The 14,392-nt window shown below is 37.0% G+C and carries 15 protein-coding genes; all 15 read right to left on the bottom strand.

The window, feature by feature from the left end; translation table 11 throughout:
* Positions 1 to 213: 213 nt before the first annotated feature.
* Positions 214 to 999: a GTP-sensing pleiotropic transcriptional regulator CodY gene (gene codY, locus B494_RS0108035; protein WP_017471876.1), complete on the bottom strand. Its 786-nt coding sequence runs from the start codon at positions 997 to 999 to the stop codon at positions 214 to 216.
* 28 nt (positions 1,000 to 1,027) lie between these two features.
* On the bottom strand, positions 1,028 to 2,425 hold the full coding sequence (gene hslU / locus B494_RS0108030) for an ATP-dependent protease ATPase subunit HslU (RefSeq protein ID WP_017471875.1): 1,398 nt from the start codon (positions 2,423 to 2,425) through the stop codon (positions 1,028 to 1,030).
* Between the two features lie 21 nt (positions 2,426 to 2,446).
* Entirely contained in the window at positions 2,447 to 2,992 is a 546-nt protein-coding gene (hslV, locus tag B494_RS0108025; protein WP_017471874.1) for an ATP-dependent protease subunit HslV, read from the bottom strand.
* Positions 2,993 to 3,011: 19 nt separating this feature from the next.
* Positions 3,012 to 3,923, bottom strand: a complete 912-nt coding sequence (xerC, locus tag B494_RS0108020) for a tyrosine recombinase XerC (protein WP_017471873.1) — start codon at positions 3,921 to 3,923, stop codon at positions 3,012 to 3,014.
* 347 nt (positions 3,924 to 4,270) lie between these two features.
* Positions 4,271 to 6,349, bottom strand: coding sequence for a type I DNA topoisomerase (topA, locus tag B494_RS0108015; RefSeq protein WP_017471872.1), 2,079 nt, complete (start codon positions 6,347 to 6,349; stop codon positions 4,271 to 4,273).
* A gap of 108 nt (positions 6,350 to 6,457) precedes the next feature.
* A complete protein-coding gene (dprA, locus tag B494_RS0108010) occupies positions 6,458 to 7,387 on the bottom strand; it encodes a DNA-processing protein DprA (protein WP_017471871.1) in 930 nt (309 codons plus the stop codon).
* 306 nt (positions 7,388 to 7,693) lie between these two features.
* Positions 7,694 to 7,975, bottom strand: coding sequence for an EscU/YscU/HrcU family type III secretion system export apparatus switch protein (locus B494_RS0108005; RefSeq protein ID WP_017471870.1), 282 nt, complete (start codon positions 7,973 to 7,975; stop codon positions 7,694 to 7,696).
* A complete protein-coding gene (locus B494_RS0108000) occupies positions 7,972 to 9,729 on the bottom strand; it encodes a hypothetical protein (protein ID WP_017471869.1) in 1,758 nt (585 codons plus the stop codon). Before B494_RS0108000 ends, B494_RS0108005 begins: the two co-directional genes overlap by 4 nt.
* A gap of 15 nt (positions 9,730 to 9,744) precedes the next feature.
* Positions 9,745 to 10,512: a ribonuclease HII gene (locus B494_RS0107995; RefSeq protein ID WP_017471868.1), complete on the bottom strand. Its 768-nt coding sequence runs from the start codon at positions 10,510 to 10,512 to the stop codon at positions 9,745 to 9,747.
* A 138-nt stretch (positions 10,513 to 10,650) separates the two neighbouring features.
* Positions 10,651 to 11,505, bottom strand: coding sequence for a ribosome biogenesis GTPase YlqF (gene ylqF, locus B494_RS0107990; RefSeq protein ID WP_017471867.1), 855 nt, complete (start codon positions 11,503 to 11,505; stop codon positions 10,651 to 10,653).
* Between the two features lie 252 nt (positions 11,506 to 11,757).
* Positions 11,758 to 12,102: a 50S ribosomal protein L19 gene (rplS, locus tag B494_RS0107985; RefSeq protein ID WP_017471866.1), complete on the bottom strand. Its 345-nt coding sequence runs from the start codon at positions 12,100 to 12,102 to the stop codon at positions 11,758 to 11,760.
* A 141-nt stretch (positions 12,103 to 12,243) separates the two neighbouring features.
* Positions 12,244 to 12,966: a tRNA (guanosine(37)-N1)-methyltransferase TrmD gene (gene trmD / locus B494_RS0107980; protein ID WP_026065189.1), complete on the bottom strand. Its 723-nt coding sequence runs from the start codon at positions 12,964 to 12,966 to the stop codon at positions 12,244 to 12,246.
* Positions 12,966 to 13,562 carry a ribosome maturation factor RimM gene (gene rimM, locus B494_RS0107975; RefSeq protein WP_017471864.1) on the bottom strand — a complete coding sequence of 199 codons (597 nt, stop codon included), beginning with the start codon at positions 13,560 to 13,562 and terminating at the stop codon, positions 12,966 to 12,968. The genes trmD and rimM overlap by 1 nt, the downstream gene beginning before the upstream one ends.
* A 247-nt stretch (positions 13,563 to 13,809) precedes the next feature.
* Complete coding sequence (locus B494_RS0107970) at positions 13,810 to 14,037, bottom strand: KH domain-containing protein (RefSeq protein ID WP_017471863.1); 228 nt, start codon at positions 14,035 to 14,037, stop codon at positions 13,810 to 13,812.
* 14 nt (positions 14,038 to 14,051) lie between these two features.
* Positions 14,052 to 14,324: a 30S ribosomal protein S16 gene (rpsP, locus tag B494_RS0107965; RefSeq protein WP_017471862.1), complete on the bottom strand. Its 273-nt coding sequence runs from the start codon at positions 14,322 to 14,324 to the stop codon at positions 14,052 to 14,054.
* Positions 14,325 to 14,392 lie beyond the last annotated feature (68 nt).

Below are 14,392 nucleotides of genomic sequence, written 5' to 3'. Positions count from 1 at the left end.
AAAATCAACCTTCAATCCGTGAGGGCTTCATTCTTTTCCCACTGATTAGGTAGCTGAGCGGATCAGGACATTAGCGTCCGTTATCTCCCGCTTAAATAGATTTGCTCTACGCTCTATTTTGAGGCAGGCGTTTTATGGACGGCTACCTGTGATAAATCTATAACTATTCTCCATAAAAAAAGGACTTTGCATGAATCCTCATGCAAAGCCTCTTTAATCATTATTTGTCTTTAATTTTTGTAATTCTACAAGGAATTTACTGTTTAATACTTTAATGTATGTTCCCTTCATGCCTAAAGATCGGGATTCAATAACACCAGCACTTTCAAGTTTCCTAAGGGCATTAACGATTACTGAGCGTGTAATGCCAACTCGGTCAGCAATTTTACTTGCTACTAATAGCCCTTCTTTACCATCTAATTCCGCAAATATATGCTCAATTGCCTCCAGTTCACTATAAGATAGTGAACTAATCGCCATTTGAACAACAGCCTTAGATCGCGCTTCTTTTTCTATTGCTTCTGTTTTTTCATGTAAAATCTCCATACCGACTACTGTAGCACCGTATTCTGCTAACAACAGATCATCATTGTTAAAGTCGGCATTTAAACGACTAAGAATTAACGTCCCTAATCGTTCTCCTCCTCCGATAATTGGGACAATCGTTGTTAACCCTTCTTTAAACAAATCCTTATTCTCTACTGGAAAGGCAGTATACGGGCTATCTATATCAATATTTGGTGTCGTATCCTGAATATTGAACAAGCTTTCTGTGTAAGCTTCTGGAAATTGTCTTTCTTCTAACATTGCTTTCATACGTGCATTCTCTATTTGTTGATTAATTGAAAAACCAAGAAGTTTACCTTTTCGGCTTACAACAAATATGTTAGCAGCGATAATCTCTTGCAGTGTGACCGCCATTTCATTAAAGTTTACAGATTTACCTGTGGTCCCTTGTAAGATTGAATTTATTTTTCTTGCACGATCTAATAACTCCATGTTATTCCTCCATTCGTGGTAACTATAGCTATAATATATATTGACTTAAATCTTTATTTTTTGCAATTGAACTTAGCTTTTCGTCTACATACTGTGGTGTAATCTCAATTGATGGCATGGTAATATCATTAGCTTCAAACGATAGATCTTCTAATAACTTTTCCAGTATCGTATGAAGCCTTCTTGCTCCAATATTATCTGTCTCTTGGTTAACTTGAAAGGCCACTTCTGCTATTCTTATAATGGCTTCATCAGTGAAATGGACTTGAACGTCTTCCGTTTTTAATAAGGCCTGATATTGCTTAAGTAACGCATTCGATGGCTCCTTTAATATACGTTTAAAATCATCTACGGATAATTTCTCTAATTCAACTCTAATTGGAAAACGCCCTTGAAGTTCAGGGATTAAATCTGAAGGCTTCGCCATATGAAAAGCTCCTGCTGCTATAAATAAAATATGATCTGTCTTCACAGCCCCATACTTCGTTACAATAGTTGAACCTTCGATAATCGGTAAAATATCGCGCTGAACCCCTTCACGGGATACGTTTGCTTGATGATCACTTTTACCTGCTACTTTATCTATTTCATCAATAAACACCATCCCAGATTGCTCCACACGATCTAAAGCAAGCTGTGCAACTTCATCCATATCAATTAACTTTTGTGCTTCTTGTTGTGATAATACTTTGCGCGCTTCACTAACCGGCAATTTTCGCTTCTTTGTTTTCCTCGGCATAAATTGCCCAAACATATCTTGCATGTTAATGCCCATTTGCTCCATGCCTGATCCTTGCATCATATCAAACATTGTGTTTTGTTGCTCTTCTACTTCAATCGTCACCATTGTATCTTCAAGTTCTCCAAGCGCAAGCTGGTGAGCGAGTTGTTTCCTTTTTTGAAGCTTTTCCTCATCTACTTGCGACTGCTCGTCACTGTCATCCTCTTGATCGTTTTGTGAAAAAAAGACTTCAAATGGGTTTTTTATATGGTTCTGCTGCTTTTTTACTATTGGAACAAGTAATTTTACTAGTTTTTCGTTCGCCTGCTCCTCAGCTTTTAATTGGACTTCTTGCATCTTTTCTTGTTTAACCATTCGAATCGCCATCTCAACTAAATCTCTAATCATCGATTCTACATCACGTCCGACATAACCTACTTCAGTAAATTTCGTTGCCTCTACTTTCACAAAAGGGGCACCAACTAATTTAGCAAGTCTCCTAGCAATTTCTGTTTTACCGACACCTGTAGGCCCAATCATCAAGATGTTTTTTGGAACAATTTCTTCTCTCATTTTTTCTTCTAATTTCATTCGTCTTACTCGATTTCTTAAGGCGATAGCAACAGACTTCTTGGCTTGTTTCTGCCCAATAATATATCGATCTAATTCTTTAACAATTTCTTTGGGCGAAAGATCTGCTTTCAACCCCTCCACCTCCAATGCGACTTAATCGAGTGTCTCTAAAACAATTTGATCATTGGTAAACACACAAATTTCACCGGCTATTTCTAAAGCTGCTCTAGCAATTTCAGCTGCTGTCTTATCCGGACTGTAACGCTTTAATGCCCTACCAGCTGCTAAAGCATATTGTCCCCCAGAACCAATCGCCAATATACCATCATCAGGCTCAATAACTTCACCCGTGCCCGATACTAACAAAAGCGTTTCTTTGTTCATAACGATTAACATCGCTTCTAACTTACGGAGTGTTTTATCGCTACGCCATTCTTTAGCAAGCTCAACCGCAGAACGCTCTAAATTGCCATTAAACGCTTCCAGTCTAGCTTCGAATTTTTCAAATAGGGTGAAAGCATCAGCTACAGAGCCTGCAAATCCAGCAAGAACTTGGCCTCTAAATAGCTTCCGGACTTTTTTAGCTTTATGCTTCATAACAACGGCGTTCCCCATAGTAACTTGACCATCCCCACTCATCGCACATTTGCCCTTATGGTGGGTAGCAAAAATTGTTGTCGCATGAAATTGTGTTTCCATACATTCACCTCATTACTTATTATCGTTTCTTTGCTCGAGGATGATTTTTCATATAAACATCTTTTAAGCGATCTTTCGTCACATGGGTGTATATTTGCGTTGACGAAAGATGGTCATGACCTAACAGCTCTTGCACACTTCTCAAATCAGCGCCTTCATTCAATAGATGCGTAGCAAACGTATGACGTAGAGCGTGTGGGTGAATATGAATGGTCAATGCAGCATCTTTAACTATCTTATTTAAAATAAAACGGATACCTCTATCCGTTAGTGGTGTTCCTTTGGCATTTAAAAAAACAGCCGAGCTATCTAGATTGCTCTTAGTTAATAATTGCTGTCTGCCTTCCGCTATGTATCGTTGTAATGCTGTAGCTGCAAAAGTCCCAAATGGAACATAACGCTCTTTTCTTCCCTTCCCATAAACAAGTACAGTATGTAAAGAGAAATCGAGTGCATCAATGGTCAAACCCTGACATTCACTGACACGGATACCTGTAGCATACATTAATTCTAGTAGCGCTTGATTTCGTTGCCCTAATGGCGATGACAAATCACTAGCCATAAAAAGCTGCGCTAACTCTTCTTTATAAAGAAAGTGAGGTAATGGTTGTTCCGCTTTAGGTAAAGCGATTGACAAAAAAGGGTTGTTTTCTACAATTTCTTCACGTTCTAAATATCGGTAAAACGTTCTCAAAGTTGAAATCTTACGCGCAACACTTTTTCGACTAAGCTTTTGTTCATATAAATTAGTTAAAAAGAGACGTACAACACGATCATCTACTTCATTTAATGATTTCATTTGTTCTTTGTGTAAAAATTGAAAAAAAATATTTAAATCTTGTTTATAATTTATTAATGTATATGGAGAAGCATTCTTTTCAATTTGTAAATACAAAGAAAATTGTTTTTCAATAGAATCATATACTACCACTTTTTCACCTCATTATAGTAGGCGATTAAACCGTATCATATTATGGAAATTAACGCAACTCATTTACCGAATTATGATAAAGTTCTGAATCCTTTATTAATTATGATTTTAGCATACTCAAACCCTGTCAAGCAAATACACTTACCAACGGGTAAGTATATCGTTATTGTTTGTCTATGTCAACAAATAAAATAATATTACTTTTAAAGTAACTGGACATGTCATGCTTTGCCTTAAATTCACCTGAATGTTAAACCTTATATTTGAAACGAGGACATTAAAATAAAACTGCGCAAAAGAGGATCGACCCTAAGGATACCTACCCCCAATTGCACAGTTTTAATTGATTACTTTTGTGGTTCTTCTTTATAATCACAAGATGAACACTGAATTTGCATACCTTTCTTCACTTTTTTCTCTACTAGCAATTCATTACACTTAGGACATGGACGTGAAATAGGCTTATCCCAGGACAGAAAATCACAGTCTGGATATTGATCACAGCCATAAAAAGTTCGACGTTTTTTTGACTTACGCTCGACAATCTGCCCTTTCTTACATTTGGGGCACTCAACACCTATTTCTTTTAGAATCGGCTTTGTGTTACGACAATCTGGAAAGTTTGAACATGCCATAAACTTCCCATAACGCCCCATTTTGTAGACCATTTCGTGACCACATTTCTCACAGTCTTCACCTGCAGGTTCATCCTTTATTTCAACTTTTTCCATCTCTTTTTCAGCCTTCTCTAAGCGCTTTTCAAAATCTTGATAGAAATGGTCGATAATTTTTACCCAGTTGGTCGTCCCTTCCTCAATAGCATCTAAATCATCTTCCATCTTTGCAGTAAAGTCTAAATCGATAATTTCTGGAAAAAACTCAATCACGAGTTCAATGACGATTTGACCGAGTTCAGTTGGTATAAACCTTTTGTTATCTAAGGTTACATAGCCCCTTCGTTGGATGGTATCTAAGGTAGGAGCGTAAGTTGAAGGTCGTCCAATCCCCTTCTCCTCCATTGTTTTTACTAAACGTGCTTCTGTATACCGTGGAGGTGGCTGTGTAAAATGTTGATTTGGCACTATTTTTTCCGCCTTAACAACCATTCCTTCTTCCAAAGCTGGTAATAACTTATCTGTCTCTTTTTTATTATCGTCATTACCCTCAATATAGACTTTCATAAAACCTTTGAACTTTATTTTCGATCCGGTAGCTCGGAACTGTACACCATTTTGCACTAAATGGACCGTCATCGTGTCCATAATCGCTGGTGCCATTAAACTTGCAATAAATCGGTCCCAAATTAATTTATATAGTCGATACTGATCTCGAGATAAAATGGGTTTTAACGAATTCGGATCACGAAAAGCCGATGTTGGCCGGACAGCCTCGTGCGCGTCTTGAGCCTTTTCAGCATTTTTATTTTTCCTTGCGGCTCCTAAAAACGCTTCACCATATTGTTCTGTAATATAGTTTCTTCCTTCAGACTGTGCTGTTTCTGATAATCGCGTGGAATCAGTTCTCATGTAGGTAATTAAACCCGTAATTCCACCTTCTTTTTTACCTAAATCAATACCTTCATATAATTGTTGAGCTACCATCATTGTTTTTCTTGCTCTAAAATTTAGTTTTCTAGCTGCCTCTTGCTGTAACGAGGAAGTCGTAAAAGGTAAAGCCGGATTTCTTTTGCGTTCTTTCTTCTTTACTTGATCAACTGTAAAAGATTTATTTGATAGTCGACTTAAAATGCGATCGACTTCATCTTTATTAGGTAAATCAACTTTTTTACCGTCTAAACTGTGAAATGAACCTTCAAATTGATCAGCCTCTTTTAGAAATTGACCATCAATCGACCAATATTCTTCAGGCTTAAAATTCTCAATTTCTCTTTCTCGGTCAATAATCATCTTAACAGCGACCGATTGAACGCGACCAGCACTTAGTCCCTTCTTAACTTTCTTCCAAAGTAACGGGCTAATATTATAACCGACTAAGCGATCTAAAATTCGACGCCCTTGTTGAGCATCTACTAAATCCATATTAATACGTCTTGGATGTTTAAAAGAATCTTTTATAGCATCTTTAGTGATTTCATTAAAAACAACGCGACAATCAGATTGGTCATCAATCTCTAAGCTATGCGCCAAGTGCCAAGCAATAGCTTCTCCTTCGCGATCGGGGTCAGCTGCTAAGTATACTTTTTTAACTTTTTTCGCCGCTGTTTTTAATTCTTTTAAAACAGGGCCTTTTCCTCTAATGGTAATATATTTGGGTGTGTAGTCGTCTTCTACATCCACTCCCATCTGACTTTTAGGTAAGTCACGAATATGTCCCATCGAAGCTTTTACTTTATACTTTTTGCCTAAATAGCGTTCAATTGTCTTTGCTTTAGCTGGTGATTCAACAATTACTAAATAATCTGCCATCATTTTCCCTCCCAAGAGGTTTTCTATTTAATTGAAACGAGATGAAATAAATCTTCACTATTATTAAATACTTTTTAAGTATTTGTCAAATTTATCAGTAAATAAATTTTATCCCAGAGCGGGATTTTGATTGCTTTCTAACATCATTCGACACCATTTTCGGTTAAATGATTCCCATTCTTGTAATATATCATAGGTATTTTGAACTAATTTTGCACCATTTTGAATTAATTCATGACAGCCTTGTGATTGTGGTTGACTAATCGCTCCAGGGACAGCAAAAACATCTTTCCCTTGCTCTAGGGCTTGATCTGCGGTAATTAAAGAACCGCTTTTATGTTTGGCTTCAATGACTAATGTCGCAAAGCTAAGTCCACTTATTAGTCGATTGCGCTCAGGAAATTGATAGCGTTTTGGTTTATCGAACGGTGGGTATTCAGAAATAACTAACTGATTTTCAATCAATCGGTTATAGAGATTTAAATGTCCAGGCGGATAAGGATACTCTAATCCGCCTGCAAGAACAGCTATTGTTTTTCCGCCATAATAATCAGCTAATCGGTGGGCATAACCATCAATCCCATACGCCATTCCACTAATCAGTACCCAATTATTATCAACCAACGGCTTTAATAATTTATACATGTGCTTTTTAGCTGTTTTTGATGGATGTCGGGTACCCACAACAGCCAGTGAAGGCATTTGATCTATTAAAGAAGCCTGTCCTAAACCATATAATACAAGCGGTGGGTCAGGTATTAAGGTTAACAGTAAAGGAAAATCAGAGTCAAGAATTGTCCAAATTTTAAAACGAGACAATCGACTCAGCAAACGATCAAAGTTATCTTTGTCTCGAACATAACCGTATAGTGTATGCGCTTTTGAGGCAGGCAAATGATATTTATTAGCTAAGTCTTTCACGGAAGCTGTAAAGAGGGGTTCTAATGTGTGGTCTTCTTTTAGAAATGTAAGAAGAAGCGAACGTGATAACTGTGGATTTTGGGCAAGGTAAATCAGACGACAGCGTGGGTCATTCAATACTAGACACTCCTTATTATTTATATTTATCTACAGTTTATTGAATCTTAGCTTATTTGTCTATAATTAAATGACATAAGTTGGATGCAAACTGAATCAGTATGCCATTCATCACAAATAATCGTCCGTAAAACACCCGCCTCAAAATAGAGAATAGAACTTATCGATTTAGGCGGGAACTAACGGACGTTAAGTGAAGGTCGTTTTATAAAATAATGAGCAGTCATTATTTACTGTCTTAAGCGCTGGATATACTGCCAGTTTCACAAAAGGGACAAGCACCACATACTTGAAAGACTCGTGTTTTTAATTATCATCATTTTTACTTTTGTCAATTTTATATATATAAGCAAAGACTTCTGCTACTGCCTGATAGAGTTCCTCTGGTATACGATCATTTATATTTAATTCAGCTAATACTTCAACGAGGCTTTTATCTTGCTGGATAGGAACATCAGCCTGTTTTGCTCGCTTCAAAATTTCTTCCGCAACATAGCCTTTTCCTGTTGCCTTTACCACCGGCGCTGTCTTCTTTTCTTGATTATATTGGAGTGCTACTGCTTTCTTATAATAATTATCCTTTTTCAAATTCTCACATCCAAACGACTCGATTGATTGACTTCTTTAGTGAGTTCAGGCCGTATTGATAATTCAGAAGGATCATCTGGTAAAGGCTTATAATGCACCGTAGCTAACGTATAACCTAATTTATCTAATCCTTCTTTTAATGTCGGCTTATAAACGTGTAAGCTTTTAGATATATCTTCATTGTTATAGACAGTCATCTGTACAAATCGATTTTGGACATTCATATCAACCATAGTCGTGCCGAGTTGGTCTAATTCAAGATAAAAGGCAATTCGACAATAGTTAGGATCTATTTTTTCATTTTCATCCTTTTTACTATAGAATTCTAGGCCGATATCTTCATTAACACCAAACATTCCTGGGATTTGTGTAGAAATATGAATAAAACTTGCATCTTCATTTATAAGGGATAATTGATGTCCTGTAAACGTATTTAATGCACTTTCAATTTCTCGAGTAGAACTAGATGGACTATTTATCACCTGAAGTAATAATTGCTTCAGCTGAGTTGAATGCTCACCATCACGTGTTATTTGATTATTAATATTATATTCATAATCAAGCCCACTATTTTGGAAATAATCTTTCATTTTAATGAGGAATAAATCACGTGTTGAAAACAGATCCTTAGACGCATTAGTAAATTGATTTAATAAGTGAAAATGTTCAGGTTGCTCACTTGTCCGATATTGGGCTTTAAACAGTTGTTCTAACGGTTCAGCTACCTTTAAAAATTGCTGCCTCGTAGGTTCTTCAACAAATGCTTCTAACTCAGTGATAACTTGACTATTTAAATGCGCCGTTATTTTTGTGAAAGTTATATTATTGTTTAATAACTTCACTAATTGCTGTAAACCTTGATCAGATGAACCTGGCTGATGCTGATCATTAGAAATCAGTGTTAAAACTTTTTGAAATTGGTAAATTAATTTATTACTTAAAGGTAATTGCTTGTTAAAATCCGATAGAAAAATATTTTGATTTGCTATTTGCTTTCCTGAACCTCTTACGACTTGTTCCGCATTATCTGAACGCACCGAGGTAGGATTTGTTAATTTATTGGTATGACTGGTAGGTAAATTGACTTGTTGTTGATCATTTGTCTGCCCAATGTCCGAGGTGTTTTTATTAAGTAAAGTAGAAAGCTCAGATAATAATTGTTTTTCAGCATGATTGAGTGACGTTTGTTGATTAAGCGTTTGAAATACCTTTGTTAACTGGCTTTCAATCGAATCAGCTTCCGTTGCTTTTACAGCCTGAAATGCTGCTTCTGTAATAGGTACTTGTTTCTTTAGCATGTCTGTCAGTACTGCCTTCGTTTGCTCACTCGGATATTGCTTTATAATGGACAGAGCTTCACTTAAATCTTGCAATTTATAGGGTGTTTGCTGGGTCATAAGATCTTGCAAAAACCCTTGCATTTCTTTTGCATCTGCATAGCCAAGCTTGCTTAATAATGCTACAATTTGATCAGATACATTCGATTCGGTAACAGGTGTTGGTACTACTTTTAGCTGAGGTATATCATCAATGGAGACGACTTCAAATAAATAGGCCTTCCCTATTGATAAGGCAGTCTCAAGTTTAGCCGTCACTTCGTGATTTCCCAATTGAACCGTCGCCACTTGATTTGGAAGCAACTTTGTTATCTTCCCTAACATAACCTGCCCTTGGCGAAGCGCTAAAGGCTTTGAGTTCTGCGATGTCTCTGCTGATTGAACATAGGAAGAAATAGTAGAAAGCCTGGAATCCATAATCGTTATACCTCCTTAAATATAGTCTCGAACAGGAGCAAATGACTGACGATGAATAGCAGTGATGCCATGCTGCTCCATCCCATTTAAATGCGCACGCGTGCCATAACCTTGATTTTTATCAAATTGATAATAAGGATAGCTAAGATGATAGTCTAGCATGATTTTGTCCCTTGTCACTTTAGCTATAATACTCGCAGCTGCTATTGAAATGCTTTTTTGATCACCTTTAATAATTGGGTCTTGATCAATCGTTAAGCGTGGTAAAGAAACCGCATCAATTAATAATTGATCTGGTACTGGTGAAAGTTGCTTAATCGCTTGTTCCATAGCTAATAGTGACGCTTGATATATATTAATTTGATCAATCACTTCATTATCAACGCGACCAATGCCAATACTAATCGCTTGCTTCTGTATCTGTTTTGCAAAGCATTCGCGTTTTTTCTTTGAAAGCTTCTTTGAATCTGTTAATCCAACTAATTGACACGTAGCTGGCAAAATAACAGCCGCAGCCACCACAGGACCCGCTAATGGTCCTCTCCCGACTTCATCGACACCAGCAATATAATGCTTTCCTTTATCATAGTAATAACGCTCATACTCTTGCATGGATTGCCACTGTTCTTGCAACTTTGCTTCTTTTTCTAGCATTTTTTTATAGGTTGTTACCGCTTGTTTTACACCTTGGCGTTGATCAGTCTCTAATGATCTTAATAAGTCATCACTTACCTTCTCTGTCTGTAATAATGCTTTTATTTCTTTTATTGTCCGATCAGCCAATGTCTACACCTCTGCTTTAATTTAATTTATATATCGACCAAATCAAACCATCTTGAAGTCGCTAAACGAATTACTGTTCTTTTTATGAAATACAAAAACGCAAGTGGGATAAGTGAGATCCCGCTTGCGTTTCTAGCTCTAGATACCTTCGCTTGGCCGCTCTAAAGATATAGACCCTATCTTACCCGAACGAAAATCTCGAATGACTAATTCAGCTGTTTTGTCGATATCAACATTTCCTCCTGTTGTAAGTGCTCCTCGCAATTGACCAATATGTTCAAACATTTTTACGACATCAGCTCTTGTATCTTCGAGTTGATACCGTTCATTTAACAATTCAGGATAGAAACGACTCATATGCTGCAACAGATAGTTGGCTATATCTTCTAAAGATAAGAGTTGATCCTTTATGGTACCTAATGCTGCTAAGCGGTAGCCAACAGCTTCATCTTCGAATTTCGGCCACAATATTCCAGGTGTGTCTAACAATTCAAAATCTTTTTTGACTTTTATCCACTGTTGAGCTGTGGTGACACCTGGCCGATCACCTGTTTTAGTTATTTTTTTATGGGCTAATCGATTAATTAAAGTTGATTTTCCAACATTAGGAATGCCGATAATCATTGCTCTTCCGGGACGAGGACGAACACCTTTTTTCTGTAAACGCATCATCTTATCCACTATCATTTCTCTAGCAACTTCAATCACCTGTTGAATATCTTCTTTTTTTTGAACATCAACAGCAATCGCTTGATTACCTTTTCCTTTAATCTCAAGTAACCATGCTTTAGTTATGCTAGCATCAGCCAAATCTTTTTTCATTAACACTTGCATTTTTGGTTTTTGTTGTAGTACTTGATGAAGCATTGGATTTTGTGATGCTTGAGGTGCTCGAGCGTCAACTAATTCAATGACAAAATCAACTAATTTTAATTTCTCTTGTACTTCTCTTTTGGCTTTAGCCATATGGCCAGGAAACCATTGAATCGTCATATTATCACCCCTAAATTACAATTCCTGCAAATCACCAGTGCCTATTTTATCAAAGAACCGCCCATGAAACGCTCACGGATTGAAGCTGCGTTTTATAACTTCGACCATCTTTACATTAGTGGATTCGCTTTTCTAATACCTAGCCCTTTTAAATGTGTACTTCGGTGCTTGCCACTTCTGTGACGACATTTTAATTATTTCCTAACGTAGAAAAAAGAAGCTTGAATCTTCAAGCTTCTTTCACCTTTAAAATTAGCGAATTTCTTTAATACGTGCTGCTTTACCACGTAAATTACGCAAGTAGTAAAGTTTAGCGCGACGAACACGTCCACGACGCGTTACTTCAATCTTATCTACTCGTGGTGAATGGACTGGGAAAGTACGTTCCACACCAACACCATAAGAAATCTTACGTACAGTAAATGTTTCACTAATTCCACCATTTTGGCGCTTAATGACAACACCTTCAAATACCTGAATACGTTCACGTGTACCTTCGACTACTTTAACGTGAACTTTGACCGTATCACCAGGACGAAAGTCTGGTCTGTCTGTACGCAACTGATCTTTAGTAATGTCTGCGATTAATTGTTGCATGTCTATACACTCCTTCTTAACTAATGCTCATGCCAGATAAGTTCATGACAGCGGAACATTGTTTTCTTGCATAAGTATTCACTTAAGCACAACTAATAATATAACACAAAAAAAAGGGCGATTCAAGAACAAACAACCGTTTTATTCATCACCTAGCCAATTCTTTTCTTCTTCAGATAGTGGATAATTATCTAACAAATCTGGCCGTCTATGTTTCGTGCGAATTAATGATTGTTTTCTTCGCCATTCTGCTATTTTCTCATGATGGCCTGATCTTAATATATCAGGAACTTGATAACCTCTAAACTCTGCCGGTCTTGTATAATGTGGATGCTCCAGTAAACCAGTGGAAAAAGAGTCTTCTTTTGCAGAATCAATATTTCCTAAGGCATCTGGTAAAAGACGCACGACACTATCAATCACCACCATTGCCCCTAATTCCCCTCCGGTCAATACAAAATCTCCTATTGATATTTCATCGGTAACCAAATGTTCACGAATCCGCTCGTCATATCCTTCATAATGCCCACAGATAAAAATCAAATGGTCTTCTTGAGCTAACTCTTCAGCTTTTCCCTGTGTATGTTGCTCACCTTGAGGGCACATTAAAATAATGCGAGGTGTTTTAGATGGATCGATTTCAATATCATCAATCGCCGAAAATATAGGCTGTGGCATTAATACCATACCAGCGCCTCCCCCATATGGATAATCATCAACTTTTTGATGCTTATTGGTCGTATACTGACGGAAATCAATGGTACGATATTGAAACGCCTCTTGCTCTTGGGCCTTTTTCATTATCGAAGCATTCAATACTCCTTCAAACATATCAGGAAACAAAGTTAAAATGTCAATTTTCATCATGACAATAATCCTTCCATTGGTTGAATTATAATTTTTTTCTCAAGAATATCTACCTCTTTGACAACGGGGGTAATATAAGGAATTAATAGATCCTTTTCTCCCTCTTTTTTTATCACCCAAACATCATTTGCTCCTGGCGATAAAATCTCATTAATTTCACCAATATATTCGTCGGTGACCGTATAGACGTGGCAACCGATAATTTCATGATAATAATAGCTGCCGTCATCAAGTGCGGTCTGATTATCTTTATGGACTTTTAGCATACCTTCTTTGAAGTGTTCAACATGATTAATCGACGTGTAACCTTCAAACAATAGCATATCAAATTGCTTGTGTTTGCGATGTTGTTTAACCGTTAGCTTGATTGGTTCTTGAGAATGCTTTAAAAATAAATATAAGATATTTCCTACCTTAAATCGATCTTCAAAATCAGTAATGCGGACAACTTTAACCTCGCCTTTAATGCCATGGGTATTGACTATTTTACCTACATTAAAAAATGTTGTCATCTTTTCACCTACTTTTGCAAATAATTGGCGATTCTTTGCTATCATGCTACTTGTTAAGTCTTTAGCTGGACTATTTGTCAAGTCAGCTTCTATGTCTAAGTAAATTGATGGCGCTAAAGACTTAATTGATATTAATCAACCATTTAAAATTATCTTGTTTTATTAACCATATACAGTTTCTCACAGAAAACTGTTCGTTAAACACATACCTCAAAATAGAGAGAATGGGTAAATCATTCAGGTGGATGATAACGGACGCTAATGTCCTGATTGAGGGTTCATTTTATACAGAAAACAGGGAAAGGTTCTCCCTTCCCCTGTTAAAGACTTACATAATGTCAAGATAGACACGTCTCTTTGTATCTGTACACGCGGCATACACGACTGTTCGAATTGACTTAGCAATTCGACCATTCTTGCCAATCACCTTACCAACATCTTCAGGATTAACCGTTAAATGATAAACGATTTTATTCGCTTCTTCTTTAACTGCTACCTCGACATCTTCCGGATAATCAACAAATGGTTGAACAATTGTAGTTATTAAGGCTTCCATGTTATCACGCCACCTTATTTTTGGTTTTTCTGGTCGTGGAATTTCTTCATGATGCCTTCTTTAGAGAACAGATTACGAACTGTATCACTAGGCTTCGCGCCATTAGCCATCCAGTTTAATGCTTTTTCTTCATCTAATTTCACTTCAACCGGATTAACAACCGGATTGTATGTGCCAATTTGTTCGATAATACGCCCGTCACGTGGAGCACGTGCGTCAGCTACAACTACACGATAAAATGGGTTACGTTTAGATCCCATACGCTTTAAACGAATTTTAACTGCCATGTTTCGCACCTCCATTACTAAATGTTTTACACAAGTTTAGATTTTATCAGATTATTTTCTATCTGTAA

Source organism: Amphibacillus jilinensis Y1 (genome assembly GCF_000306965.1).
Taxonomy (GTDB): Bacteria; Bacillota; Bacilli; order Bacillales; family Amphibacillaceae; genus Amphibacillus_C; species Amphibacillus_C jilinensis.
The sequence above is the reverse complement of the archived record's forward strand: the minus strand, read 5'-3'. Positions and strand labels throughout refer to the sequence as shown.